Source organism: Nonomuraea basaltis, from assembly GCF_005893125.1.
GTDB lineage: Bacteria > Actinomycetota > Actinomycetes > Streptosporangiales > Streptosporangiaceae > Nonomuraea > Nonomuraea basaltis.
Window position 1 is genome coordinate 1 of sequence record NZ_VCJS01000040.1, and the last position, 26,318, is coordinate 26,318.

Sequence of the window (26,318 nt, forward strand, 5' to 3'; positions counted from 1 at the left end):
GGGTGGTCCCTGGGCCGGGGGCGGACCGGGCGGAGGTCCCTGAACAATGTGTCCCATCTAAACTCTCCGTCCCCACCGTTGGTCACGGACAACAGAGAACATATCTGGTCTCTTCTGGTAAGAACGTCTCGATGAGCATCGTCGTCGTACGCCGACCTGAACGCCGTCCGGGCCCCAAGCCACCGCGCGGCGAGATCCTGCTTGAGTCGCCTCCCGAGATCCCCGAGGTCCAGAGCCAGGGCTTCTCGATGGTCCTCACCTACCTGCCGATGCTGGCGGGAGCGGCCGCGATGGCCCTGATGTTCACCTCCTTCGGCAACTCCAACCCGATCATGTACGTGGCCAGCGGCCTGTTCGCGCTGTCCATGGTGGGCATGACGCTGGGCCAGGTCGGCCGCCAGTCGGGCGAGCGCAAGTACAAGCTGAACGGCGCCCGCCGCGACTACTTCCGTTACCTGAGCCAGGTGCGCAAGCGGACAAGGCGCGCGGCCAAGCAGCAACGCGAGGCCCTGGAGTGGAGCGGTCCTGAACCCGACACCCTGTGGTGGATCGCCATGGGCCCCCGGCTGTGGGAGCGCCGCTCGCGCGACGACGACTTCGCCACCGTACGGCTCGGCACCGGCGTCCAGAAGCTGGCCATCCAGCTCATCCCGCCGGACTCCAAGCCCGTCGAGGACCTGGACGCGCTGTCGGCCGGCGCGCTGCGCAGGTTCGTCAGGGCGCACTCGACGGTGTCCGAGCTGCCCGTGGCCGTGGCGCTCGGCTCGTTCGCCCGGATCAGGGTTACCGGCGACCCGGTCGCCGTACGCGACCTGATGCGGGCCGTGATCGCCCAGCTGACCGTGTTCCACTCGCCTGACGACATGCGGATCATGGTGTGCGCCGGTGCCGACTGGATGCCGCACTGGGAGTGGGTCAAGTGGCTGCCGCACGCGCTGCATCCCGAGGAGGTGGACGCGGCGGGCCCCGTGCGGCTGATGACGGAGAACATGGGCGAGCTGGACCGGCTGGTCGGGGGCGAGCTCAAGGAACGCGCCCGGTTCCGGCCGGGCTCGGCGGCCGACGCGCTGCCGTACCACGTGCTGATCGTGGACGGCGGGCACGTGCCGCACGACTCCCAGCTGGGCACCGACGCCATCCAGGGCGTGACGGTGATCGACCTGTCCGGCTCGACCGCCGATGTGGAGGAGAACAACACGTTGCGGCTGGACGTCCGGCCCGACGGGTTCCACATGGTGAAGATCGATCACGCGGGCAAGGAGCACGGGACGCGGCTCGGCGATCCCGACCGGCTCGACTACATGCGGGCGGAGGGCCTGGCCAGGCAGCTCGCGCCGCTGCGGGCCTCGGCGTCCTCCGGCGGCGAGGCCGAGGACGTGCTGTCGATCAACACCACGCTGACCGACCTGCTGGGCGTCGGCGACCCCAGCCACCTGGACCCGGCGATCACCTGGCGGGCGCGGGCCGGGCGCAACAGGCTGCGGGTGCCGATCGGGCTCGGGGCCGACGGACGGGTCGTGGAGCTGGACATCAAGGAGTCCGCGCAGGGCGGCATGGGGCCGCACGGGCTGGTGATCGGAGCCACCGGCTCCGGCAAGAGCGAGCTGCTGCGCACGCTGGTGCTGGGCCTGGCGGTCACGCACTCCTCAGAGATACTCAACTTCGTCCTGGTCGACTTCAAGGGCGGCGCGACCTTCCTCGGGCTGGACTCGCTCGCCCATGTCTCGGCGGTCATCACCAACCTGGAGGACGAGCTGCCCCTGGTCGACCGCATGCACGACGCGCTGCACGGCGAGATGGTGCGCAGGCAGGAGCTGCTGCGCTCAGCCGGCAACTTCGCCTCGCTGCGCGACTACGAGCGGGCCAGGGAGCAAGGGGCGGAGCTGGCCCCGATGCCGACGCTGTTCGTGGTGCTCGACGAGTTCAGCGAGCTGCTGTCGGCCAAGCCGGAGTTCATCGAGCTGTTCGTGATGATCGGCCGCCTGGGCCGCTCGCTCGGCGTTCACCTGCTGCTGGCCTCGCAGCGCCTGGAGGAGGGGCGGCTGCGCGGTCTGGACACCCACCTGTCGTACCGGATCGGCCTGCGGACCTTCTCCGCGATGGAGAGCCGGGTGGTGCTGGGCGTGGCCGACGCCTATGAGCTGCCCTCCGCGCCGGGCAACGGCTACCTCAAGTTCGACACCACCGGCATGACCAGGTTCAAGGCCGCGTACGTGTCGGGCCCCATCCAGGCCGACCCTCGCCGTCCCGGCTCCGACGACGGCCACACCATCCTGCGCCAGGTCGTGGAGTACGGCTCGGCCTACGTGCCGCTTCCTGTCGTCAAGGAGCAGCCCAAGGAGACCCCGGCCGCAGAGGTGGACGAGCGCTCCTCCCAGTCCAGCCTGCTCGACGTCGTCGTGCGACGCCTGGCAGGACACGGCCCGGCGGCCCACCGCATCTGGCTGCCCCCGCTCGGCGAGCCGCCCACGCTCGCGCACCTGCTGCCGCCGCTCTCGGTCACGCCGGAGCTCGGCCTGTCCACGCCCGGCTGGCATGGCAGGGGCAAGCTGCACGCCGTCGTCGGGATCATCGACAGGCCGTTCGAGCAGCGGCGGGATCCGTACTGGCTGGATCTGTCCGGAGCAGCCGGGCACATCGGCGTGGCCGGCGGGACGCAGAGCGGCAAGACCAACGTGCTGCGCACGCTGGTCACCTCCATGGCGCTCACCCACACGCCGCGCGAGGTGCAGTTCTACTGCCTGGACTTCGGCGGCGGCGGTCTGGCGGCGCTGGAGGGGCTGCCGCACGTGGGCGGCGTGGCCACCAGGCTCGACGCCGACCGGGTGCGCAGGACCGTCGCCGAGGTGTCGGCGCTGCTGCAGCAGCGCGAGCGGGGCTTCGCCGAGCTCGGCATCGAGTCCATCGCCACCTATCGGCGGATGGTCGCCGACGGCAGCATCCAGAACGACGGGTGGGGCGATGTGTTCCTGGTCGTCGACGGGTGGCTGACGATCCGGCAGGAGTTCGAGAGCCTGGAGGCGGTGATCACCGACCTGGCGGCGCGCGGGCTCGGGTACGGCATCCACGTGGTGGCCGCGACCAACAAGTGGTCGGAGTTCCGGCCGGGCATCAGGGACCTGTTCGGCAACAGGATCGAGTTCAAGCTGGGCGACGCGTACGAGTCCGAGATCAGCAGGAAGGCGTCCATGGCCGTCCCCGAAGGCGTGCCGGGGCGCGGCCTGACCAGGGACGGCATGCATTTCCTCGCGGCGCTGCCGCGGATCGACGGACAGCTCACCGCCGAGGACGTGTCGGAGGGGATGCGGTCGCTGGTGGAGATCGTGCGGCAGTCCTGGCAGGGGCCGTCGGCGGCGCCGGTGCGCCTGCTGCCGTCGCTGCTGCCCGCCGCCTCCATGCCGGGGCCGGACCTGACGGGCCCGCACCGGATCGGGCTCGGCATCGACGAGAACGCGCTCGCGCCCGTCGTGCTCGACTTCGAGACCGACCCGCACTTCATCGTGTTCGGCGACACCGAGTGCGGCAAGTCCAACGTGCTCAAGCTCATCATGGAGGGCGTGGTCGCCAGGAAGACGCCGAGCGAGGCCATGATGATCGTGATCGACTACCGGCGTGCGCTGCTGGACACCGCGGTCACCGAGCACCGCATCGGCTATGCCGCCTCCAGCACCGCCGCCGCCGAGCTGATCCAGGACGCCCGCAAGGCCCTGCTCAAGCGCCTGCCCCCGGCCGACCTCACACCGGAGCAGCTGCGTGGGCGGAGCTGGTGGCAGGGCTCGGACCTGTACATCGTGGTGGACGACTACGATCTCGTGGCCACGTCCAACAACCCGCTGGCACCGCTGGCCGAGCTGCTGCCGCAGGCCCGCGACATCGGTCTGCACCTGGTGCTGGCCAGGCAGAGCGGCGGCGCCAGCCGGTCCATGTTCGACCCGGCCGTCCAGCGCTTGAAGGAGATGGCCAGCCCGGCGCTGATCATGTCCGGCAACAGGGAGGAAGGCCAGCTCTTCGGCAACATCCGCCCGCAGCAGCTGCCCGTCGGCCGCGGCTTCTACGTCGACAGGAGGTACGGCTCCCGCTTGATCCAGACTGCCTACCTGGAGCAGCCGTAGTGCATGACTGGGCCCAACACTGTTCGTTATGCTCGGCGTTCGCCTGATTCACAACCGGCCGGGGAGTTCCATGGGTTTTGTGGATGTGCACGTCCAAGCGATCGAGGAGTGCCGGCAAGAGGTGCTCAAAGTCCGGAACATGCTCGACTTCAACGACGCGTTCGTGGACGGCAAGACCACCCCGCCGAAGGACAGCACCAGCGCCGGCATCTTCGGCGAACTCGAGGGCGCGAGCGACCTGGCCACCAAGATCGATGATGTCTGGGGCAAGGTCAAGACCGAGCTCGGCTGGGCGCAGAGCTGCATGAAGGACGTCGAAGGGGCGCTGGGCACAGTCGCTTCCAACTTCCGCACGGGCGAGAGGGCCTCCGGCGCATGAGCATCGTCCAGACCCTGGAACAGCGGTTGCAGGACGTCGACGGCGACCCGGCGGCGATCAGGAACATCGCCTCGGGCCTGCGAGCGGTCGGAGACCATGCCTCCACCTCGGCGAACCGGCTCCCCGGATATGTCAGCGAGGTCGGCAAGGCCTGGCAGGGCGCTTCGGCTCAGGAGTTCACCGACTACATGGCCGCCTACCCGACAGCGGGACAGAACCTGAAGGGGGCGCTCACCTCGTGCGCCTCGGCGCTCGACGACGCCGCCACCAAGCTGGAGAGCGCCTACGACGAGATCGAGGGACTGCTCACGCGGGCGAGAGCGGCGGAGGCGGCCTACAAGGACCAACATCGCGACGCCACTGGGTCCGAGATCGACGGTCACGTGACGGCGCAACTCGGCGGCAATCCCGTCACCAAGGCCAACACCGCCATCAGCAACGCCCAGGAGGCCGTGACCGCCGCCAAGAACGCCCTCAACGGGCAACTCGACGGAGGGCTCCGCTTCTTCAAGAGCATCCGCAGGCCCGGCGGCGCCGACTTCATGGAAGGCGACCACAAGGTCGACTGGAGCAGGATCGGCAGCTACAAATCCACCACCACGCTCTCCTCGGTGGACAGCCCGGGCGGCCTGACCGGCCCCACGGGCGGAGGCGGCGCAGGTGGTGGAGGCGCGGGCGCGCCGTCGTCGTACGGCAACGCCCCGGCGCCCAAGGCCCAGGTCGTCGACTGGATCAAGCAGGCGCTCACGATCATCAAGTCGCCCGAGATGGCCTCGATCATGCGGAAGCGAGGGCTGAACGTGAGTGACCTGGACCCGAACGACCCCGCGGACATCCAGCGCATCTGGACGATCATCTTCCACGAGTCCGGCGGCAACCCCAACGCGATCAACACCGAGGACATCAACGCCAAGAAGGGCGTGCCGTCCCAGGGGCTGATGCAGACCATCCCGCCCACGTTCGAGAGGCACAACCTGCCCGGCTACGACAAGATCCGGGAGCCGGTGGACAACATCATCGCGGGTGTCCTGTACACCTACAGCCGCTACGGCAACCTCGGCAACCATCCCGGCATCGCCTCCTTGGAAAGCGGAGGCGGCTACAAGCCCTACTGAGCAAGGAAACGCCAGGTTACGATCATCTGAAATGTGATTGCCTATTGCCCTTCACCTGGCCGAATGCCAAATTATGCGACATTCCCCGGTGATACAAAGATCGGGTGTCGACTCCGTCTCCCAGCGCCTCCCCTACGAGCAGCGCTTCGCCGACCACTTCGACGCCCACTCCCGGCACATCGCCGACCAGCGGGACGCCGTCACCGTCACCGTCACCCAGCGGGACACCGTCACCGTCGCCCAGCATGACGCCGTCACCCAGCACGACACCGTCACCCTCACCTGAACCCACACCTGAACCAACACCCACACCCACACCCACACCCACACCCACACCCACACCGACGACACCGTCACCGTCACCGTCCCCCAGCATGACGCCGTCGCCCACGCCGACCCCTTCGGTTACCCCCACTCCGCTGCCCTCGCTGGTCAGCCCGTGCCCGCACACCCCCGAGTGCCCGCCGCCGGCGTGCCTGCCACCGTCCCTGCGGCAACCCTCGGCGCCGGCCACCCCCAGCAAGCCCGCGAACAACTCCGGCCAGCGTGATGACAGCTCCGGCGGAAAATCCGACCTCCCCGGCTACGAGGTCGAACTCGGCTACATCACCGGGATGGCCGGAGCCATGGCCGCCTCGTCCGAGAACATGCACGGGCTCAAGCAGTCGGTTCCGCGCCTCGGGGAATGGCACGGTCCCCTTACCGGGATTCCGCTCATCGCCCAGCCGTACGTCGGACGCTTCAACAACATCGCCGAAATATGGAGCGACACCGCGGGCATCATGGGAACGGTCCTCAGTAACGACAGCGACAAGGTCCACAAGTCGGTGGAAAACTACCGGGCCGCGAACCAGCCCGGCGGAAAGAACTGAGTGAGATGTCGACCCCCACCGAGCCGCCGAAGCTCACTGTGCCCGGCCAGACCACGCCTCCCCCGGGCAACCAGCAGTTCTACATCGCCAACCGCAACGGCAACGTCACGAGTACCCACTCAGTCCCCTCCTCCAGCAGCGCCGCCAGGCCGGCCACCGCGGCCCGCACCAACCCCGGCTTCTTCAAGGAACTGATCGCCAAGCTGACGCCGGCGCGGGTGAGCGTCAGAGGTGGGCTGGCGATGTCCGGTCTGGGCGCAGCGGCGCTCGCCCTGGACGTGGTGGCCACACTCAACCTGGGCGACCCGTTCCTGTACTACGACCAGCGCGAGACGTGGAAGGACATGTCCGGCTCCGTCGATGGCAGCAGGATGGACGTGTGGCGCGGGTACTTCGAGCAGGTCTCGCCGAACTGGAAAGGCCACGCGTCCGACATGTTGGCGCGGCATGTCCGGTTCAGCCTCGACGACATGTTCAAGGCGCAGAAGTCGGTCAGCGACGAGATGAGCAGCAGCATGCACGGCCAGTTCTGGGAGGTGCTGCAGTACGACCTGTCGGTGTTCAGCCTCTACGCCGCCTCCGCGCCGATTTTCCGGACCCTGGCCACCATGAGCGCCACCCATCCCCTCGGCCGGGCGGTGCTGGTCGCCCAGGCCACCGCCTTTACCGGCTTGCTCGGCAACCTGGTCAAGCAGTTCTCCGACATCGTCAGCGCGAATGAAAGCTCCTTGAACAAGACGGAGCTCAAGCTCAACGACCTGAGGGCCGCCTACTACATGTCCGGAAATCCGGACCTGGGGCAGCGCCAACTCGGTCTCGCGGATGTGCTGTCGGACGAGGACAGTCCGAAGGACCTCTGGATTCCCGCGAAGCACCCCGACGCTCCAGTCGATACGCCGACGGATGAGGACTGATGACAGAGATCAACGCCTTCGCGGAAGGCAGAGAGGGCGACGTCACCAAGCTGCTGCGCGAGGTGAACGGCTGGACCGACGCGCTGAACAGGACGCTGGAGGAACTGGCTCAGGAGCGGTTGGAGGGCATGGACGGGACGGGTGCCGTGCGGGCCCGGGTCTCGGGTGCCGGCGGTCGCCTGCTCGGGCTGACCATCGACCCGCGCACCATGCGCAACCTGGACCACGTGGAGCTGGCCCAGGCCGTCATGGAGGCGGTCACCGCAGCACGGGCCGCGATGGGCGACCGGCTGACAGAGTTCACGACGGGCCTGGGTGTGCCGGCGGCTCCCGAATCCGGAGCCGACCCACTGGCCCCACACGTCCAGCGCGTGCTGCGGGAGGGGTGAGGCCGTGCAGGAGATGTACGACGCGATGGCGCGTCTGGAGGAGCTGGCCGGCAAGGCCAGACGGGCCGAGGAGATAGTGGCCGAGTGGAGCGCGCGGCAGTTCGTGGGACGCGCTGAAGAGGGCCGGATCGTGGCCACGACCGACGCGCTCGGCACCCTGCTCACGCTGGAGATCAGCCCGCTGAGCAGGAAACGCCTGGACGCCACCCGGCTCGCCGACGCGATCCTGGCCGCCATTGCGCAGGCGGAGGAGGCCGCGGCGGCCTCCAAGGGCCAGTTGATGAACACGCTCCACCCGTGACCGCCTGACCGACCGGCATGGGGCAGGGCCCAAATTATTCGAAACCCCCTCCGGGACCGATGCCCGGAGGGGGTTTCGCGGTGCGGGTCAGCTGCAGTTGGCCCAGGTCGCGCTGGTGCCAGTGGAGCCGACGCTGCCGGAGAACTTCACGCACTTGCCCTTGGCGGGCAGCTTGACGGGTCCGGCGTAGAACTGGAAGTCGCCGGTTTCGGTCCGGCTGCCGCCACCCAGAACCTCGAGCGTGGCGCTCACCTTGGTGGCCTTGCCCACGTCCACGGTCTTCATGGTGACCACGCAGTTCTCACCGGTGGCGATGTTGTAGAGCTGGAAGGTCTCGCCGCCCTGGAAGGACTGCGAGCGCTGCACGTTGAAGCCCGGTCCACAGACCTGGGTCGGCGTGTGGGGGTTGCGGGTCGGCGGCGGAGGGCTGGTCGTGGTCGGCTTGGGCGGCTGCACTGTCGCCGTGCGGGTCGGCGTGACCGTGTGGGTCGGCGTGCGGGTCGGCGTGACCGTACGGGTCGGCGTCGCGGTCGGCTTGGGCGTTGCGGTCGCGGTCGGCTTCGCCGTCGGAGTCGCCTTCGGGGGCTCGGTCGCCGTGGCCGTCGGGGTGGGCGTGACGGTGACGGTGACGGTCGGCGTGGGAGCCGGTGTCGGAGTCTCGGACGGAGAAGGAGTCACCTCCAGCCTGTGGCTGGAGACCTCCGAAGGGGTCGGGCTCTGCGAAGGCTCCTTGTCCTTGTCCTTGTCCTTGTCCTTGGTCACGGTCACCGTGGGCTGGGCCGACGTGGGCTGGGCGGTCGTCGGCTGGGCGGTCGCCGGCTGTGTGACCGGCTGTGTGACCGGCTGGGTGTTGATCGGCAGGGGCGTCGGCACGGTGCTGAGCTCGGGCGGCGTGGGCGACTGCGATGTCCAGTCGTTCGGCAGCACCATCGGGCCCACGTCGTCCGGGTCGGCGCTCGGCGTGTTCCCCCACGGCACGGTCACCTCGGGCGGGTTCTGCTCGGGCTGGTTCTGCTCGGGCCGGCTCTCGCCCGGCTGCGTGACCCCGTTCTTCGCCCCGTCGGCCCCCGCGGCGGTGTCGCTCGTCGGGGTCCCGGCCGCGGCCACGGGTTCGAAGCGCTGCGTCGAGGCGTACTGGTTGGCGCCCCACAACCCCACACCGGACATCAGCGCCAGCGTGGCCACCGCGGCGGCCAGCCCCACCGGGAACCTGCGAGGCGGGCGTGAGGGCACCGTATGCCCGGGGACCGGCGCCTGCCGCGCCTGCTCGCGCGGCGGCTCCCACATGGGGCCGGAGGGCGGCAGCGCCACGCCCTCCATCGGCGGCGCGGCCTGCTGCATGCCGTGGCCGGGCCCCTGGGACCCCTCCAGCGCGGTCGGCGGCCCCCATGACGGCTGGGACGGCATGGGCTGCCCCGCCGCCTGCGGCCCGCCCTCGACCGGCACCCCCGGCACGGCCAGGCCCTCGACCGGCGGCAGTCCCTGCATGGGAACGCCCTCGAGCGGCGCGCCCGGCTGGGGCGGCAGCTTCTGCGTCATGACCCCGGCGGCCGCGCCTCGTTTGTCCCCGAGAAGCTGCAGCAGCGCCATGTACGTGGTCGGGCGCGCCGTGACGTCCTTGGCCAGCGCCGACAGCACCACCCGGCGCAGCGGCTCGCCCAGGTTCCCCACCTGGGGCTGCCCGTTCAGCACCGCCTCGGCGTCCTGGCCGAACGGCGGATTCCCGGTCGCGGCGAACACCACCGTCGTGGCCCAGGCGAACACGTCGGCGTACGGCCCGTACGCCAGCCCCCTGACCTGCTCGGGCGCGCGGTAACCCACCTCGCCGGCGGGCTCCCCCAGGTCGACGTCCGTCACCCGGGGACCGTCGGGCCCCATGATCACGTTGTGCGGGGTCAGCCCGCGGTGCGTGATGCCGGCCAGGTGCACCGCGGTCAGCGCGGTCAGCACGCCCACCGCCACCCGTTCGAGCGCGTCGGCGTCGAGCGGGCCGTCCTCGGCCACGACCTCGGCGAGACTGCGCCCCTCGACGTGCTCACGCGCCACGTAGGGCCGGTCGCCGTGCTTGCCGGCATCCAGCGTTCTGGCGACGTACGAACTGGCTACGCGTTGCACTCCGGTGAGCCGAGCGACGTTGTCGCTGCCCGTCTCCGGATCAGGCGACAATAACTTGATCACTCGTAAGGGCGCGTCGTCCGACTCCTTGCCGAGGTAGGCCACACCACGTGGCCCATCGGTCAGTCGTCCTGATATGACGTACGCGCCCAGCTTCTCGGGATCACCCGGCCGCAGGGGGTGCATCTTCATCCCTTTCAGTCAAACCACGATCTCAAAGGGACATTCAACCAAACCCACCACTTTTGCATCACCCGTTTCACTGGCCAATTGACAATTCATCGGCTGGAAACGTTCAGGTAGCGCGCCCTGCACGCCAGCCCCTCCGCCGTCCCAGCGGTACGAGCAGCGCGAGCCCGGCGGCCACCATGATCGCGATCAGCACGCCGGCCCCCACCGCCATGGAGACGCCGACGGCGGTCTCGTCGCGGGGCGGGACCTTGGCGATGGCCTCGGCCGGGAGCGCGACGGGCGGCGGCTCGGCGACCACGGGCGCGTTGGCGCCTTCATAGGGCAGCACGGCCGTGACCGCGAGCACCGGGTTCACCATGCCCGTCCCGGTGCCCGCGCCGGCCGTGCCGTCGGCGGTGGCGATGATGCGCCGGCGTACCTGCTCCTGGTTGAGCCCGGGGAAACGGGCCCGCACCAGTGCGGCGGTGCCCGCCACGTACGGCGCGGCGAAGCTGGTGCCCTCAAGGCCGCGCATGTAGCCGCGGCCCGGCCATGGAGCCGTGATGTCCGTGCCGGGGCCGAGCACGCCGACCGGGGTGGCGGCGTTGGAGGAGTCGGCGCGGCGGCCGTCGGGCGTCGCCGCGCCCACGGCCAGCACGCCCTCGTACGCCGCAGGATAGGCGGGCACGTCCTCGTCGTCGGGGCCGGTGACGTTCCCGGCGGCGGCGACCACGACGATGTCCTTGTCGATCGCCCGCTGGACGGCGGCCCTCAGCGCGGAGTGGTCGGAGGCGCGCACGGAGACGTTGATCACGTCGGCCTTCGCCGCGACCGCGTCGTCGATGGCGCTGACCAGCTTGTTGATGTCGCCCTCTGTCTTGTTGCTCTGCTTGACCATCACGATGCCGGCGTCGGGCGCGACGCCGTGGAAGGGGACGCCGGACATGTGACGGGCGCCGATGATGCCCGAGACGGCCGTACCGTGGCCCACGCAGTCGCGGTAGCCAGTGTGCGTCTCGTCGATGATCTTGGAGATCTGGACCTGCGGATGGTAGTCGGCGCCGCTGTCGACGACCGCGACCGTCACACCCGAGCCCCTGGTCAGCCGCCAGGCGTTCTTGATGTCGAGCCGTTTCTGCGCCCACGGCTCGCTGGCGGGCAGCTTCAGCGTGCCCTTCTTCGGCTTGCAGTCCTCGGGCGCGGCCGCCGCGGGGACCGCGACGAGGTGCAGGGCGAGCAGGCTCGCCATGAGGGCGCGACCAATCATGGCGGGAAAGCGTAGCTTGCCCGGTTTGTAGACAGAAGCCCCGACATGGCGGCCAGGGCCCTGCCCGTCGATCATTTCGTGGCGGACTCGATGTTCTGCCGGTAGGAGCCGATGACCCGCGAAGCCTCCTGAAGCTCCTCGGTCATCCGCTGGAAGGCCGTCCGGTAGTTTTGCCAGGCCTGCTGGAAACGCTGGGCTCCCGGACCCGTCCACGCGGTGCCGACCTTGGCCGCCTCGCGGTCGAGCGCGGTCATCGTGGTGCGGACGGCCTCCGACTGCTGCGTGAACTGGCTGGCCATCTGCTGCATTTCGGCGGGGTCGCCGCCGAGCATACTGTGGCTCATGCATACCTCCTGGACCGTGTGAAAGCGCCCTCACACTAAAGGCGGGCACCGGCCGTCGTCCTGGTTATGCCGAGCGGCTATGGTCTTCCAGAGGAAGATTCGGGTTCAACGGGAGTTGTCCGGCCATGCGCGAAGTTGTGGTGACGGGCGGCGGCACCGGGATCGGATACGCGATCGCGGCGGCGTTCGCCTCGCTGGGGGATCACGTCACGATCACCGGGCGCCGCGAGCACGTGCTGAAGGAGTCCGCAGAACGCCTCGGCGCGGCGTACGCGGCCTTCAACGCCGCCAGCCCCGTCGCCGTGAAGGAGTCGCTCGCCGAGCTCCCCTCACAGGTGGACGTGCTGGTCAACAACGCCGGCGGCAACACCAACCTGGACCGCAGGCAGTCGGACGACCTCATGGACGTGGCCGAGGCGTGGTGGGCCAACCTCAACGCCAACCTGATGTCCGCCGTGCTCGTCACGGCCGCGCTGGCGCCGCGCCTGAACAAGGGCGGCCGGGTCATCTCGATCGGCTCCATCGCCGCGCGGGGCACGGGCTCCGGCTCGTACGGCGCCGCCAAGGCCGCCATCGAGTCCTGGACCGCCGACCTGGCCGCCGAGCTGGGCCCCCGGGGCATCACCGCGAACGTCGTCTCCCCCGGCCTGGTGCTGGACACCGAGTTCTTCCGCGGCCGCCTCACCGAGGAGGGCATCAGGGCGCGCGTGGACAACACCCGCAACGGCCGCCCTGGCACTCCAGCTGACGTAGCGGATACGGTTCTGTACCTGGCTTCCGCGGGAGCCAGGCACGTCACCGGGCAGGTGCTTCACGTGAACGGCGGCGCGTACCTGGGCCGCTGACTCCTACAGGAAGGACGGACGCCGGTGCGGAAGGTTCTGATCGCCAACCGCGGCGAGATCGCCGTACGAGTGGCCCGCGCGTGCCATGACGCGGGGATCGGCAGCGTGGCGGTCTACGCCGACCAGGACCTCGACGCCCTGCACGCCAGGGTGGCCGACGAGGCGTACGCGCTGGGCGGGCAGTCCCCCGCCGAGACGTACCTCGACGTCGCCAAACTGCTCGGCGTGGCGGCGCGTTCCGGGGCGGACGCCGTCCATCCCGGCTACGGCTTCCTGGCCGAGAACGCCGCCTTCGCGCAGGCCGTCATCGACGCGGGCCTGATCTGGATCGGCCCGCCGCCGGCCGCGATCGCCGCGCTCGGGGACAAGGTGCAGGCCAGGCACATCGCGCAGAAGGTCGGCGCGCCGCTGGTCGCGGGCACCAAGGACCCGGTGTCGGGGGCCGCCGAGGTGGTGGCGTTCGCGGAGGAGCACGGGCTGCCCATCGCGATCAAGGCCGCGTACGGCGGCGGCGGGCGCGGCATCAAGGTCGCGCGCCGGCTGGAGGAGGTCGCCGAGCTGTACGACTCGGCGGTGCGCGAGGCGATCGCCGCGTTCGGGCGCGGCGAGTGCTTCGTCGAGCGCTACCTCGACCGGCCGCGGCACGTCGAGACGCAGTGCCTGGCCGATCAGGCGGGCAACGTGGTCGTGGCCAGCACACGCGACTGCTCGCTGCAGCGCCGCCACCAGAAGCTGGTGGAGGAGGCGCCTGCACCGTTCCTGACGGAGGAGCAGGTCGAGATCCTCTACTCCAGCTCCAAGGCCATCCTGAAGGCGGCGGGCTACGTCGGGGCGGGGACGTGCGAGTTCCTCGTCGGCCAGGACGGCACGATCTCCTTCCTCGAGGTCAACACGCGACTGCAGGTCGAGCACCCGGTCACCGAGGAGGTCTCGGGCATCGACCTGGTGCGCGAGATGTTCAGGATCGCCGACGGAGAGCTTCTGGGCTACGACGACCCGGTCCTGCGCGGGCACTCGATCGAGTTCCGGATCAACGCCGAGGACGCCGGGCGCAACTTCCTGCCCGCGCCCGGCACGCTCACGTCGATGCGCATGCCCTCCGGACCGGGGGTGCGGATCGACGCGGGCTACGAGGCCGGGATGACCGTGCCCGGGGCGTTCGACTCGCTGGTGGCCAAGCTGATCGTGACCGGGCGCACCCGGCAGGAGGCACTGGAGCGGTCGCGGCGGGCGCTGGCGGAGTTCGAGATCTCCGGCATGCCGACGGTGCTGCCGTTCCACCGGGCGATCGTGACCGACCCGGCCTTCGCGTCCGCGCCGTTCTCCGTGCACACGCGGTGGATCGAGACCGAGTGGGACAACACCGTCGCGCCCTACACGGGTGAGGTTGCCGCGGACGAGGGCGTGACCCGGGAGACGGTGACCGTCGAGGTCGGGGGCAAGCGCCTGGAGGTGGTCCTGCCCGCGGGCCTCGGTACGTCCGCCGCTACGCCCCTCGCGAACAAGGCACCGCGCAAGCGAGGCGGCGGCGGGGCGAAGCAGGCCTCGGCCGGCGGGGACTCACTGGTGAGCCCGATGCAGGGCACGATCGTCAAGGTCGTGGCCGCCGACGGGGACACGGTGAACGAGGGCGACACGGTCGTGGTGCTGGAGGCCATGAAGATGGAGCAGCCGCTGGCCGCCCACAAGTCGGGCACGATCACGGGCCTCACGGCGGCCGTCGGCCAGACGGTCACGTCCGGTGCGGTGATCTGCGAGATCAAGGACACGTGATCGCACGGAGATTTGACCGGCGACAGCCCACGTCTCGCCTCCCTTGAACGAAGCCCTCCCGCGCGACGGGAGGCCCGTGACCTTGACCGACCCTTCACTTGACTGTCAGCCGTCCCGTCAAAGGAATCATGGCTCCAGGATCTTCTTTGCGGGTGTGCGCCAGGGAGCTCCCCGGCGGGTAACGTGCGCAGTGAGGAACTTTGCCGACCGCCCGTTCGTCCTCATGGGCGAAGGAGGCTTGCTGCCAATGACCCATTCGCTGCGCCGAGCAGGGGCCGCGATCGCGGCTCTGATCGCCGGTCTATTCGTCGTTCTTGCGCTGTCCCCTGCCGCCAACGCGGCGGCTCCCCCTGACGCCCAGTCGGTGGTGTCCAACTGGAAGAACAATCCGCTCTACGTGGTGTCCGGCTCGCCGCTGACGTCGGACCAGCAGAGTGAGATCAGTGACGCGCTGAAGGGGGCCGACAGCAAGATCTACGCTGTGGCGCTCCCCGATGGCACGGTGGACAACTCCAGCATTGAGTCCTACATAACCTCGCTCAACACCGCGCTGGTCGCCGCAGGCCGGCCCAGCGCCACCGTCGCCGTGCTCGACGGCCAGACGCTGTTCGCCGCCTCGAGCGCCATCCGCCGGCCCGGTCTGGCGGGCGAGCTGGCCCAGCGCGCCGTCAGCGCCAACACGGACGTCGTGGACGGCATGAAGGACTTCACCAACCGCGTCGACTCCGCCGTCGCGGGGAAGGAGCGCACGGCGCTCGACACCGGAAGCCAGGCCAACCCGGGCGCCGGCGGCACCGCCGCGCTGATCGGCCTGGGCGTGCTGGCGCTGGTCGGCGGTGGCGGCTACTTCCTCTACTCCAGCAACAAGAAGAAGAAGCGCGCCATCCAGGAGGCCAAAGACCTGGCCGCGGTCAAGGGGACCGTGGACGAGGATGTCACCAAGCTCGGTGAGGAGATCACCGCCGTCGACGCCGACGTCACCCTCGCCGGCGAGGGCGGCAAGCACATCGACGAGTGGCAGACGGCGCTCGACTCCTACGAGAAGGCCAAGACCCAGCTGGCCACCATCGAGCGTGTCGACCAGGTCCGCGAGGTCACCCAGACCCTCGAGGACGGCCGCTACGCGCTGGCCGTGGTGAAGGCCAAGGTCAACAGCGAGCCCATTCCCGAGCGGCGCGCCCCCTGCTTCTTCAACCCGCAGCACGGCCCGTCCGCCCGCGACGTACGCTGGGCCCCGCCCGGCGGCGCGGCGCGCGACGTGCCCGCCTGCCGGATGGACGCGGAGGCCGTCGAGCGCGGCTTCGACCCGCAGATGCGCGAGGTCATGGTCGACGGCCAGCGCCGTCCCTACTACGACGCGGGCCCGGCCTACCAGCCGTACGCGTACGGGTACTACGGCGGCTTCGGCGACATCATGACCGGCATGTTCATCGGCACCATGATGGGCAGCATGCTCAGCGGCGGCTTCGGCTACGGCGGCTACGGCGCCGGCTACGCCGAGGGCGCCGCGGACGCCGGAGCCGGCGATGCCGGTGGCGGCGACTGGGGCGGCGACTTCGGCGGCGGCGGAGACTTCGGAGGCGGAGACTTCGGCGGCGACTGGTAAACCCACGCGAAGCGCGCTCCCCAAGGGCCCAAGCACGGGCCTTCCCGGGGGGCGCGCTTCGCGCGTTCAGGGACTCCGGCCAGCGCTCCCTGGGGGCTTCCGTCCTTCGCCCCCCAAGGCGAGGCATGGCAACGGGGCGCGCTCCGTACAGCGGTGGACGAGGAGTGACCGATATGGGCCGGGAGCGGTCGCTCGGGACCCGAGCCGACGGCGCCGGAGGTGGTCAGGTGAAGTCGAGACGGTTGAAGAGTGCGAACGGCCCGTTGAGGATCGCCTGCGCCAGTCGGTCGTTGTGCTCCTCGTAGAGTTTCTGGTAGCCGGCGCCGTGCCCGCCTTCGAGGTACGTATGGCGCGCGGCCTGCTCGTGGCCGAGCTGGCTGCCCATGCGGTAGGCCGCCTGGTTGGCCGCATCCTCCTCCGCACCCCGCTCCCGCATGTACTCGCCGATGTCCCCGCTTGACGGCTCCCAGCGGTCCTTGGCCATGTGAACCTGGCGGACGAACTCCCCCGCGAGAGCCTCGGCACCCGCTGTGTCAGCGCTGCCGATGCGGATGACGTTGAGTCCCCGGTTGTAGTCGGACCAGGCCAGGTTCATCTCGCCCTGGTACAGGGTGGTGATCCCATGTTCCTTGGCGTAGGCGAGCGCCTCCCGGCCCTCGGCGGTCTGCTCCAATACTCTCTCGGCGTCCTTCTGCGCCTCCGGGTTGTGGACGAAGGGATCGAGGGTGAGAGCGTTGACCGCCACCAAAGCCGTCTGCATCCCCGGGACGATCATGGCGCGTGCGAGCAGACGCTTCGCGACCTGGAGTGACGCGACGGCGCCGGTTTGGATGTTCCGCTCCACCTGGCCAAGGGCGGTCCTGAGCGCCTGGCGGGTGCCCATGACGCGCGACCTGGCGAACAACGCCCCGAGCACCGGGCCCAGCCGGAAGCCTTGGATGAGGGCGACCAGCAGCGCGATGAGGCTCAGGACAACGACGAACTTCCACACGGTCCTGAGCACCACGAGTGCAGTGGTCCCGGTGCCGACCAGGGCGTTGGCCACGAACGCGTCGTCCATCCGCTCGGCCTCGACGCCGTAGGAATTTTCAAAGACGTACATGTCGTCGCCGGTGTTGCCTGCCGTCCGTACATGCGCGACGGCAGAATCGGCCTGCGACCGGCCGCCCTGAGAAGCGGACGCGAGATCCAGGAACGAGCCCGCCCCGTCGAGACGCGACGTCTCGTCCGACCGCGGCCAAGGGGCATCGGCCGCGACGAGGCTGTGCACCTGCTGGAGCGCAGAGGGTAGTTCCCAGCTCATATCCCCTCCAGGGGAGTGCGGATGCGGTCGGCCGATTCCACGTTGGCCTGTTCGGCGTGCGAATAGTTCCGCTCCGACAGGGTCGCTCCGGCCGCGTGGTCGCGCAGGCGCCTGGCGGTGGCGCCGAACGCGCCCCGCACCAGGTCGGTCAGCCCCGTGAACTCGACGTCGAACTGGGCGCCCGGCTGGTCGGGGCCGCCGGTCCCAGCCGCGCGGTCAGCGCGGTCCAGCGAGCCCAGCAAGGCACGTTCAAGACCGTCGGCGGTCTCCGACAGCCAAGCCGCCGAGACGAGCCGCGTGCCGTAGACAGCCTGGATCTCTCTGTCGGTGTCGTTCATCTCCGCACTACCACTCCGTACGCATACGGCCCTCCGGCCGGTCGCGCGCTCACGGCCGCGACTGCATCAGCCGGTCCAGCCTCAGGGTCAGTTCGTTCGCGACGACGAGTATCTCGTTCATGCTGCTGTGAGCGTCGGTCTTGATGTCCTGCAGCAGACTGTTCAGCTCGGGCGTCTCCTGCCGCAGGGCCTCGGGGATGGCCTGCGTGGCCCGGTCCTGTGCGGCGGTGCGGGCCTGCCCGAAGGCGTCCCTGATCGCGGCGGCCAGCTCGTGCGAGGGCAGCCGCATCGCTCTCGGGTCGATCTCCAGCCCCACCATGTCGCTGGTGCCGTCGACCTCTACCTTGACCAGGCCCTTCGCCGCCACGGCCGTCTCCCGCATCTCGGCGAACCTGTCCAGAAAGTCAGGCGAATTCGGGACCGCCATGCGCGACACTCCTACTTTCGGTCAAACTGCGGCATTTTCGGTTCAGGAAAATCCAAGCAGAAGGCGTGGGCCACCCCCTCCGGGTGATCATGAAGTTCGTCTACGGTTCATCGCCCGTTAGACCCATTGTCAGGATCTGGGTACCGGCCCAGCGCTGGAACGCCCGGCCGAAAGAGCCCGTGGCCGGGCGGGCTCTATGGTCGGAGCGTGGGGCGGTGCCGGCGAGTGCCTCGGGGCCGGTGAGTCGTTCGAGGTTCACACGGGCACCCTTACCTTGCCGATGCCCAGGGTGCTCGTCGCCGGCAGCATGCCCGACTCGAAGACCGCGCCCAGCAGCGGCCGGTTGAGCTGGGCCAGGCGTTCGGCCGCCGACTCTCCGAGGGCTCGCCACGGTTCGGCCGCCAGTTCGTCGGTGCGGCGCTCGACCTGGTCGCGCAGAGCCTGCCCGGCCTCGGTGGCCACTCCTTCGGCGTTGACGAGGCCGCGGCTCGCCAGCCGTTCCTGCGCGGCCGCCCATTCCTCGGAGTTCCAGCCCCGTCCGGCGAAGTTGGCGACCGGGGCGGCCCCGACGGAGGCGAAGGCGACCAGTGCCTCACAGGCGTCCAGGCCGGCGGTCTGCAAGGCGGTCAGGTGGCCGTCACCTCGATGCTCGCGCAGCACCGTGTACGCCTGCCACAGGGCGAGGTGCGGCTCATCGGGCCAGGGCAGGTCGAGATTGGCCGCGGCAAGCGGCCGGTGGGCGACCTCGATGCTCTCCGCGGCCCGGACGGCCAGCTCGGCCGCCTCCTTCAGATCACTCGCCGAGTCGCCGAGCAGCGTGCGAAGCGTACGGTCCATCGCTCGCAGGCGGGCATCGAGCACCTGCTCCGGCGGCGCGGTTGCCCAGATGCCGGGCACGTAGTCGGCGATCATTGCCGGGCTGAAGCTGTAATAGGTGGCGGCGACCAGCCTCGGGCCGGCCGTGCCGAGCGGCGCCGTGCGCCAGGCGAAGTAGCTCGGCCAGCGCGACACGACGTCGTAGCCGAGTTTCGCCGCTTCCTCGAAGGCCTCGGGACTGAAGTAGACGGTCGCGTGCACCGGTTCGATCTGATGCCACATCTGCCGCGCGAGCGGTCCGAACATCGCCACACACCTCACTGTCTATATAGGCTATGCAAGTGACGATAGATCCATGGCGCATCACTGGTCAACCCGAAATAGATAGTTATGTCGGGAGATGGGTAGAGCTGGCGGTCCTCCTGGTGAACTGCCTCTCCGTCACCACGGCACATGGCCGGACCGTCACGCCGCCGCAATCCGGCGATGAACGGCTCGCCGCGATCACCGCCCGGTTGGCCGAAGCCGGGCGCCCGCCCAGCACGCTCACCACCACCGACGCCGACCGGCTGGCGGAGATCGCCGCGCAGCTACTGCCGGTCTTCGGCGCGGGCGACGGCATCCTCACCGCCGCGGCGCAGCTCAACGATCTCCTGGTACGCCACAAGGCCGTCCCCAACCTGCACGGTCATCCGGGCCGGCCCCCCGTGCTCGCCTTCCACCGAGCCGATGCGAGCCTGGTGGACGCGTGGGCCGCGGACGTGGGCACGGCGCTGGCCATGGTCATCGGCGTCGGCCAGTCCGTCCGCCTCGGCGCCTGCCAGGCCGGCAACTGTTCGCTGGTGTTCTTCGACACCACACGCAATGCCTCCCGCCGCTTCTGCGACCTGTCCTGCCAGAACCGCGCCAAGGCCAGCGCCTATCGGGCCAGACGGCGAGCCGGGGGCCTCTGACACGCACGCCGGAACCGTCGTGGTCTCCGTGGTAGCCCTCGCCTCGGCGGCAGGTGTGCTCATGCGCGGGGAGATGCTGTTGATCATGCCGACGCCTCCTGCTTCTCGGATATCCCCGGCATCTGCTGTCCCGGGTCGGTGCCGACCTCGACGGGGACCGTGCGGGTGAGCATGTGTGCCCGGCGCATCCGCCCGTCGGGCGTGAACTGCCCGAAGAAGTACACCTCGATGGCAAGGTCTCGTTTGCGGTTCTGTACGTGAAGGGTGTACCGGGCGGCGATCCGGTCTCCGCTCGCCAGTGCTTCGTGCACCTCCATACGGCTATTGGGACGGTTCTTGCGCACCGGGCGGGTGTGTGCAATGAGCTTGTCCCGGTCTATCCGGATTCCGTCGGCGATTTGGACGATGTCCGGCGTGTGATAGCGATCGACGATCAGCGCCGCATCCTCGTCGCTGCGCAGGAGCTCGTCGGTGAAGGAGGTGAAGAAGTCGGCGATGAACTGCTTCGGGTCGGCGTCGTTGAGTGAGCTCATGGTGTCCCGTCGCGCTGCGATGTTTACGTACGATCTCTTACGGGCTGTAAGATATGCACCGCCCGACAACTTTGGCAAGGTGTAAGAGATGAGTTCGTCCCAGGCCCGGAATCGCCGTGCCGACGCCCAACGCAGCAGGGCCTCCATCCTGGACGCGGCGGTCCAGCTCCTGAACGCCCGACCCGACGCCAGCGTCGAAGCCATCGCCACCGCCGCAGGCGTGACCCGCCAGACCGTCTACGCCCATTTCCCCTCGCGGGAGCAACTGCTGGCGGCCGTCCTCGACCGGATCACCGAGGAAGCCGTCGCCGCGATGGACGCCGTCGACCTTGACACTGGACCGGCCGCGGACGCGCTGCTGCGACTGCTCGATGCCGGCGACCGGACGGCCGGGCGATACCCCGTGCTGCTCCAGAAGATCAGCTCGCTGCCGGTGAGCCCGCAGGCCGACGAGGAACGCCACGCGCCGGTCGCCGACCGGCTGAAGCGGGTGATTCAGCGCGGTCAGGCGACCCGAGAATTCGACGACCTGCTCCCGCCCGACTGGCTGGTAGCCGTCACCGTCAAACTAGGCCACACCGCAAGTGAGGAGGTCGACGCCGGCCGGATGTCCAGGGAGCAGGCGGCGCAAGCACTCCACACCAGCCTGCTCCGCGTATTCGGCGCGACGACGTAGGGCCGTGCGTAAGAACCGCTGAACGCACGCCTGCGTAAGATCACATGAATGTCTGCTGCGTCCTACCTCGCCGAGGGGTCTCATGTCGCCCTCCGGCGGATCTCTCGCCGGGACCGGACCGAATTCGTCACCCTGAACAGGGAGAGCGCGGAGCTGCTCAGCCCGTGGATGCCAGGGAAGTCCATCACCACCCCGGAAGCCTTCGACGCGTACGTCGAGCGGTTCGACGGGCCGGCGCACGAGGGGTTCGTCATCTGCCGCCTCGACACCGGCGCGATCGCCGGGCGGGCCAACATCAACAACATCGTCCGGGGCACCCACCAGGCCGGGACCCTCGGCTACTGCGCCTACGCGTCCACGACCGGACGCGGCTACATGACCGAAGGGCTGCGGCTGCTCGTCCAGTACGCCTTCGGCGAGCTGCGGCTGCACCGCCTGGAAGCGAACATCCAGCCGGCCAACGCCCCGTCCCTGAACCTGATCAAGCGGGTCGGGTTCCAGCGCGAGGGTTATTCGCCGAACTTCCAGTTCATCAACGGCGCGTGGAGGGACCACGAGCGCTGGGCCATCACGGTCGAAATGGTATGAAGGGGCGGCGCATGGACCAGTCTCAGCACTGCGGCGGCGTACCCGGCCGTGGCACGATCGGTTCGTGACTTTCGCACCCCCGCCGGAGACCGCCGCCTGGCGGCACCTCCACGCGCGCACGGGCTTCGAGGTCGTCTACTTCCGCCCGCTGGACGACGGCCATCGCATCGAGGGCTGCACGACAGCCGTCGAGGACGGCCTGACCTGGGTCGTCGGCTACACCATCGACGTGGACCACGCCTGGGCCACGCGCCGCGCCCAGATCACGGGCCGATCGGCGGACGGGTCCCGGCACACCACCCTGGAGGGCGACGGGGACGGCCGCTGGCGGATCGACGGCGCACCCGCTCCCCACCTGGACGGCTGCCTGGACGTGGACTTGGAGTCGTCGGCGATGACCAACGCGTTCCCCGTGCACCGGCTCCGCCTGTCCGTGGGCGCCGGATCCGACGCCCCGGCCGCGTACGTGCGCGCGGTCGGCCTGTCCGTCGAGCGTCTCGAGCAGCACTACGTCCGGGTCGCCGACGAAGGCCCCGGCCAGCGCTACGACTACGCCTCGCCGGCCTTCGGAACCGAGTGCCTGCTGGTCTTCGACGAGTCAGGCCTCGTCCTGGACTATCCCGGCCTGGCCGTGCGGGTCCAGTGAGTTCCGGGTGGCCAGGTCGAACGTGGTCACCAACGGGTGCTCGCCTCAGGTGCTGGCGCGGACGGCCAGGAGCGGGGCGAGGAGGGTGGAGTCGGGGACCGCGCGGCCTTCCAGCTTGTCCATGACCAGGCGGACCGCCTCCCTGCCGACCTCCTCGGCCGGGATCAGCACCGAGGTCAGCGGCGGGCTGGCCCGCTCGGCCACGTCGTCGGGGCAGATCGCCACCACGGCCACGTCGTGCGGCACCCGCCGCTCCAGCTGGCGCAGCGCCGCCAGCACGTGGCCGACCGCGGCCTCGTTGTGCACGACCAGGCCGGACAGTCCCGGGTGGTCGAGAAGCAGGTCGCGGACGGTCTCGTACACCTCGTCGAACGTCTCCTCGCAGGGCAGCGCCACGCCCTTGAGCCCGTGGGAGTCCACCGCCGCCTCGAAGCCCTCGCGGGTGCGGGTGGCGAAGCCGGTGCCCCGGTCGTACACCACGGACGGGGCCCCGAGCAGGGCGATCTCCTCGTGCCCGCGCTCGGCCAGGTGCTCCACGCAGCGCGTCCCGGCGGCGGCGAAGTCGAGGTCGACGCAGGTCAGACCGGCCGGCTCGGCCGGGAAGCCGATGAGGACGCTCGGCTCGGGCAGCTCGCGCAGCAGCGGCACCCTGCGGTCGTCCAGCTCCACGTCCATCAGGACCAGGGCGTCCACCAGCGCGCTCGCCGCCACCCGGCGGATTCCGGCGGTGCCCTCGTCGGCGGTCAGCAGCAGCACGTCGTGGTCGAAGCGGCGGGCGGCCGTGACGACGGCGCTGGCGAAGCGCATCAGCACGGGCACGTGCATGCCCGCCCGCAGCGGCAGCACCAGCGCGATCACGTTGGAGCGCTTGCTGGCCAGGGCCCGGGCGCCCGCGTTGGGGTGGTAGCCGAGCGCGGTGATGCTGTCGAGCACCCGTCGCCTGGTGTCGGCCGAGATCGTCCGCTTGCCGCTGAGCACGTACGAGACCGTGCTGACGGCCACGCCCGCGTGCTTGGCGACCTCCGAGATCGTGACCGTGCGCCGGCTCAAGAGCCGGCTCCGAAGTCGAGCCTGGCCAGCGTCACGCCGTCGTTCTCGAACACCACATAAAGATCGTGCACCCCGTCCACGGCCGTAAGGGATGCCGTGATGGCGTGATGGTCGTACCGGTCGGTCCTGGGCACGGGGAAGGTCGCCAGGGCCTGGCCGTAGAGGGGGTCGCCGCGGCGGATGGTGATCATGCCGCCCTCCGCGCTGCCCGCCGTGGCCACGCAGGTCGTGGCGCCGGTCAGGTCCACCTGCCGGAACAGGATCCAGGCGCCCTCCGCGTCCGACCGCACGGCGTCGCCGTCGGCCTTGGTCTCGTCCACGAACGTGATCGCGTCGTACTCGTCGTGGCCGGCCGCGCGCAGCAGCCCGGACTGGGGCGGGATGGTCTCGCCCGCGATCTCGAAGCGGGCGCTCAGGCGCAGGTCGGTGGCGCTGCGGCCGACCATGAGCTGGTACGGCGCGCTCTCCACGACGAACCTGCTCCTGGTCACGTCCCAGAACGCCAGCTCCGACACGGGGATCGCGAGGGCGACGGTACGGCTCTCGCCGGGCGCGAGGCGTACCTTCTCGAAGCCGCGCAGGCGGCGCAGCGGCTGCTTGACGCGGGAGCGCTGCTGGTGGGTGTAGAACTGGACGACCTCGACGCCGGGCCGGTCCCCCGTGTTCGTGACCGTGGCCTCGGCGTGCAGGACGTCGCCGGCCGGGCGGACGCGCAGGCCGGCGTACTCGAACGTGGTGTAGCTGAGGCCGTGGCCGAACGGGTGCAGCGGGGTGCCGCGGAAGTACTGGTAGGTGGCGTCGGAGGCGATGATGTCGTAGTCGAGGAGGTCGGGGAGCTCCTGCTCGGAGCGGTACCACGTCTGGGTGAGGCGGCCCTCCGGGTCGGCGTCGCCGAAGAGCACCTCGGCCAGGGCGTGGCCGTACTCCTGGCCGCCGTGGGCCGACCACAGCACGGCCGGCACCTCGTCGTCGGTCCAGGTGAGCGGGTAGCCGCTGGTGATGACCATGACGGTGCGGGGGTTGGCCTTGCGCACGGCGGCGACCACGGCGTTCTGGGCGGAGGCGAGGGCCAGGGTCATGCGGTCCTCGGTCTCGCGGCCGTTCACCAGCGGGTGGTCGCCGACCATCACGACCGCCACGTCGGCCGCGGCGGCGAGGCGGGCGGCCTGCTCGGTGCCGCTCCTGACCACGTCCATGGCCAGCCACACGGCCTGGTCGGCGTCGTCGACCAGGCGCAGCACGCCGTCCTCGGCCGCGCCGACGTAGCAGCCGGTCGAGATGTGGCGCAGGGCGAGCGTGCCGCGCGGCCGCTCCTCCATGCGGAACGTCTCGCGCACCTCCCACCCGTTCGGCCCTGGCTGGTCGTTCACCAGCGTGCCGCCGTCCACCGACACGAACCGCCCGGTCGTCACGGACCGCAGCGCGTACGCGCCGCCGCCCCAGTCGAACAGGTCGAACGCGCCGCCCTCGGCGGCCTTCGTCTGGAGCGGCCCGCCGGCGGGGTCAGCGATCACGGCTCCCGCTTCGGCGGTCAGCGTCACCCGGTCCACGGCCTCGCAGAAGATCACCTCGCAGCGCTCGGCCAGCCCGGTGCGGGCGGTGACGGCGTACGGCAGGGTGCCGCTGTACCAGTCCTCCATGAGCGTGTCGCCGAGCTGCCCGATCACCGCGACCGACGTCACGTCCTGGAGCGGCAGCAGGCCGTCGTTCTTCAGCAACACGAACGAGCGCCGCGCCGCCTCCCTGGCCAGCGCCTGGTGCTCGGGGCAGTTGACCACGCTGTCGGTGATGTCGTCGTACGGCGTGGCCGGGTCGAACTCGCCCAGCCGGAACCTGATCGACAGCACGTGCCGGACGGCCGCGTCGACGTCCTCCTCGGCCAGCAGGCCCGTCGCCAGCGCTTCCCGAAGGTGCCCGAGGGTGGCCTCGCCGCGGTCGTCGTCCTGGGTGAAGCTGTCCAGCCCGGCCTTGACCGCGTGCGCGTACGCCTCCGGCAGCGTGTCGTGGTACGCCTGCAGCGAGGTGAGGTTGCCCGGCGCGTACGCGTCGCTGACGATCAGCAGCTCGTCCGGCGCCCAGGCCCGGAGCGCACGGTTGATCAGCGGGCTGAGGTGCGCCGGGCGGCCGTTGACCAGGTTGTAGGAGGGCATGACGGCCACGGCCGCGCCCTGCTCGATGGCGGGTTTGAAGGGGGGCAGCTCGTACTCCTGCAGCACCCGCGGCGGCACGCTGCTGGAGGTCGTGCAGCGGTCGGTCTCGTTGTTGTAGGCAAGGAAGTGCTTGAGCGTGGGGGCGGTCTTGAGAACCTCGGGAGTGCTCCCACTAAGCCCGGTCGCGTATGCGGCGGCCATGACGCCGGTCAACCACGGATCCTCGGAATACCCCTCCTCGTTGCGCCCCCAGCGGGGATCGCGCAGCGGGTTGACCACGGGTGCCCACACGTTGAGCCCTGCCCCGGCCGGGTCCTTGTGGTGGAAGGCCAGCACCTCGTCGCCGGTCGCCTCGCCCACCCGGCGCACGAGATCGAGGTCCCAGGTCGAGGCCAGCCCGATCGCCTGGGGGAACACGGTGGCCGGGCCCAGCCAGGCCAGGCCGTGCAGCGCCTCGGTGCCCGTGCGGAACGCGCCGACGCCCAGCCGCTCGACCGGCGCCTGGTACTGGTGCAACAGGCCGACCTTCTCCCCGAGGGTGAGCCTGCGCACCAGGTCGTCGATCCGATCGGGGACGGGTACCGATGGGTCGCGGAAGGGGGGTTCGTGCATGGTCATCCCTCTGAGAGACTGTC

General features: G+C 70.0%; 25 protein-coding genes. 15 read left to right on the plus strand and 10 right to left on the minus strand.

All coding sequences use genetic code 11. From position 1 onward, the window contains the following. The first annotated feature begins 131 nt into the window (after nt 1–131). The 8 genes from eccCa (at nt 132) to EJK15_RS20370 (ending at nt 8,082) form a co-directional block, all read left to right on the plus strand. Complete coding sequence (gene eccCa, locus EJK15_RS20335) at nt 132–4,112, plus strand: type VII secretion protein EccCa (RefSeq protein WP_138712043.1); 3,981 nt, start codon at nt 132–134, stop codon at nt 4,110–4,112. A 28-nt stretch (nt 4,113–4,140) separates the two neighbouring features. Further along, nucleotides 4,141–4,491, plus strand: a complete 351-nt coding sequence (locus tag EJK15_RS20340) for a hypothetical protein (RefSeq protein ID WP_138712044.1) — start codon at nt 4,141–4,143, stop codon at nt 4,489–4,491. Continuing rightward, nucleotides 4,488–5,606, plus strand: a complete 1,119-nt coding sequence (locus EJK15_RS20345; RefSeq protein ID WP_138712045.1) for a transglycosylase SLT domain-containing protein — start codon at nt 4,488–4,490, stop codon at nt 5,604–5,606. The genes EJK15_RS20340 and EJK15_RS20345 overlap by 4 nt, the downstream gene beginning before the upstream one ends. Nucleotides 5,607–5,694: 88 nt before the next feature. Beyond that, nucleotides 5,695–5,892 carry a hypothetical protein gene (locus EJK15_RS20350; RefSeq protein ID WP_138712046.1) on the plus strand — a complete coding sequence of 66 codons (198 nt, stop codon included), beginning with the start codon at nt 5,695–5,697 and terminating at the stop codon, nt 5,890–5,892. 88 nt (nt 5,893–5,980) lie between these two features. Then, nucleotides 5,981–6,478 (plus strand): hypothetical protein, encoded by a 498-nt coding sequence (locus EJK15_RS20355; RefSeq protein WP_138712047.1) that lies wholly within the window; start codon nt 5,981–5,983, stop codon nt 6,476–6,478. A gap of 5 nt (nt 6,479–6,483) precedes the next feature. Then, on the plus strand, nt 6,484–7,392 hold the full coding sequence (locus tag EJK15_RS20360) for a hypothetical protein (RefSeq protein WP_138712048.1): 909 nt from the start codon (nt 6,484–6,486) through the stop codon (nt 7,390–7,392). Next, entirely contained in the window at nt 7,392–7,781 is a 390-nt protein-coding gene (locus tag EJK15_RS20365) for a YbaB/EbfC family nucleoid-associated protein (protein ID WP_138712049.1), read from the plus strand. The genes EJK15_RS20360 and EJK15_RS20365 overlap by 1 nt, the downstream gene beginning before the upstream one ends. Before the next feature lie 13 nt (nt 7,782–7,794). Then, nucleotides 7,795–8,082 (plus strand): YbaB/EbfC family nucleoid-associated protein, encoded by a 288-nt coding sequence (locus EJK15_RS20370; RefSeq protein ID WP_240777089.1) that lies wholly within the window; start codon nt 7,795–7,797, stop codon nt 8,080–8,082. A gap of 87 nt (nt 8,083–8,169) precedes the next feature. On the opposite strand, the gene EJK15_RS20375 is transcribed toward EJK15_RS20370, so the two are convergent. The 3 genes from EJK15_RS20375 to EJK15_RS20385 form a co-directional block, all read right to left on the minus strand. Continuing rightward, on the minus strand, nt 8,170–10,389 hold the full coding sequence (locus tag EJK15_RS20375) for a serine/threonine protein kinase (RefSeq protein WP_138712051.1): 2,220 nt from the start codon (nt 10,387–10,389) through the stop codon (nt 8,170–8,172). A gap of 103 nt (nt 10,390–10,492) precedes the next feature. Further along, on the minus strand, nt 10,493–11,635 hold the full coding sequence (locus tag EJK15_RS20380) for a S8 family serine peptidase (protein ID WP_171074427.1): 1,143 nt from the start codon (nt 11,633–11,635) through the stop codon (nt 10,493–10,495). A gap of 71 nt (nt 11,636–11,706) precedes the next feature. Then, a complete protein-coding gene (locus tag EJK15_RS20385; RefSeq protein ID WP_171074428.1) occupies nt 11,707–11,979 on the minus strand; it encodes a WXG100 family type VII secretion target in 273 nt (90 codons plus the stop codon). Nucleotides 11,980–12,104: 125 nt separating this feature from the next. On the opposite strand from EJK15_RS20385, the gene EJK15_RS20390 reads away from it, so the two are divergent. The 3 genes from EJK15_RS20390 to EJK15_RS20400 all read left to right on the plus strand — a co-directional run bounded on the left by EJK15_RS20390 (nt 12,105) and on the right by EJK15_RS20400 (nt 16,203). Then, complete coding sequence (locus EJK15_RS20390) at nt 12,105–12,824, plus strand: SDR family NAD(P)-dependent oxidoreductase (RefSeq protein WP_138712053.1); 720 nt, start codon at nt 12,105–12,107, stop codon at nt 12,822–12,824. 24 nt (nt 12,825–12,848) lie between these two features. Further along, a complete protein-coding gene (locus EJK15_RS20395) occupies nt 12,849–14,597 on the plus strand; it encodes an acetyl/propionyl/methylcrotonyl-CoA carboxylase subunit alpha (RefSeq protein ID WP_138712054.1) in 1,749 nt (582 codons plus the stop codon). Between the two features lie 247 nt (nt 14,598–14,844). Next, nucleotides 14,845–16,203 (plus strand): hypothetical protein, encoded by a 1,359-nt coding sequence (locus EJK15_RS20400; protein ID WP_240777082.1) that lies wholly within the window; start codon nt 14,845–14,847, stop codon nt 16,201–16,203. Between the two features lie 223 nt (nt 16,204–16,426). On the opposite strand, the gene EJK15_RS20405 is transcribed toward EJK15_RS20400, so the two are convergent. From EJK15_RS20405 to EJK15_RS20420, 4 genes are all read right to left on the minus strand, one after another. Then, nucleotides 16,427–17,506, minus strand: a complete 1,080-nt coding sequence (locus EJK15_RS20405) for a hypothetical protein (RefSeq protein ID WP_138712055.1) — start codon at nt 17,504–17,506, stop codon at nt 16,427–16,429. Further along, complete coding sequence (locus tag EJK15_RS20410; protein ID WP_138712056.1) at nt 17,503–17,844, minus strand: hypothetical protein; 342 nt, start codon at nt 17,842–17,844, stop codon at nt 17,503–17,505. Before EJK15_RS20410 ends, EJK15_RS20405 begins: the two co-directional genes overlap by 4 nt. Before the next feature lie 49 nt (nt 17,845–17,893). After that, a complete protein-coding gene (locus EJK15_RS20415; protein WP_138712057.1) occupies nt 17,894–18,271 on the minus strand; it encodes a YbaB/EbfC family nucleoid-associated protein in 378 nt (125 codons plus the stop codon). Between the two features lie 255 nt (nt 18,272–18,526). After that, nucleotides 18,527–19,393: an SCO6745 family protein gene (locus EJK15_RS20420; protein ID WP_138712058.1), complete on the minus strand. Its 867-nt coding sequence runs from the start codon at nt 19,391–19,393 to the stop codon at nt 18,527–18,529. 119 nt (nt 19,394–19,512) lie between these two features. Between EJK15_RS20420 and EJK15_RS20425 the strand changes: the two genes are divergently transcribed. Further along, the gene (locus EJK15_RS20425; RefSeq protein WP_240777083.1) at nt 19,513–20,040 is read left to right on the plus strand and encodes a CGNR zinc finger domain-containing protein; all 528 of its coding nucleotides are present in this window, start codon (nt 19,513–19,515) and stop codon (nt 20,038–20,040) included. Nucleotides 20,041–20,123: 83 nt separating this feature from the next. Here the strand turns inward: EJK15_RS20425 and EJK15_RS20430 are convergent, their stop codons facing one another. Then, nucleotides 20,124–20,573 carry a nuclear transport factor 2 family protein gene (locus EJK15_RS20430; RefSeq protein ID WP_138712060.1) on the minus strand — a complete coding sequence of 150 codons (450 nt, stop codon included), beginning with the start codon at nt 20,571–20,573 and terminating at the stop codon, nt 20,124–20,126. An 88-nt stretch (nt 20,574–20,661) separates the two neighbouring features. Between EJK15_RS20430 and EJK15_RS20435 the strand changes: the two genes are divergently transcribed. The 3 genes from EJK15_RS20435 to EJK15_RS20445 all read left to right on the plus strand — a co-directional run bounded on the left by EJK15_RS20435 (nt 20,662) and on the right by EJK15_RS20445 (nt 22,483). After that, a complete protein-coding gene (locus EJK15_RS20435; RefSeq protein WP_138712061.1) occupies nt 20,662–21,249 on the plus strand; it encodes a TetR/AcrR family transcriptional regulator in 588 nt (195 codons plus the stop codon). A 48-nt stretch (nt 21,250–21,297) separates the two neighbouring features. Next, nucleotides 21,298–21,837 carry a GNAT family N-acetyltransferase gene (locus EJK15_RS20440; protein ID WP_138712062.1) on the plus strand — a complete coding sequence of 180 codons (540 nt, stop codon included), beginning with the start codon at nt 21,298–21,300 and terminating at the stop codon, nt 21,835–21,837. Nucleotides 21,838–21,901: 64 nt separating this feature from the next. Further along, complete coding sequence (locus tag EJK15_RS20445; protein ID WP_138712063.1) at nt 21,902–22,483, plus strand: putative glycolipid-binding domain-containing protein; 582 nt, start codon at nt 21,902–21,904, stop codon at nt 22,481–22,483. Between the two features lie 45 nt (nt 22,484–22,528). On the opposite strand, the gene EJK15_RS20450 is transcribed toward EJK15_RS20445, so the two are convergent. Together EJK15_RS20450 and EJK15_RS20455 are read right to left on the minus strand one after the other, a co-directional pair. Beyond that, nucleotides 22,529–23,533, minus strand: coding sequence for a LacI family DNA-binding transcriptional regulator (locus EJK15_RS20450; RefSeq protein ID WP_138712064.1), 1,005 nt, complete (start codon nt 23,531–23,533; stop codon nt 22,529–22,531). Next, complete coding sequence (locus tag EJK15_RS20455; protein ID WP_240777084.1) at nt 23,530–26,301, minus strand: glycoside hydrolase family 3 protein; 2,772 nt, start codon at nt 26,299–26,301, stop codon at nt 23,530–23,532. Before EJK15_RS20455 ends, EJK15_RS20450 begins: the two co-directional genes overlap by 4 nt. Nucleotides 26,302–26,318 lie beyond the last annotated feature (17 nt).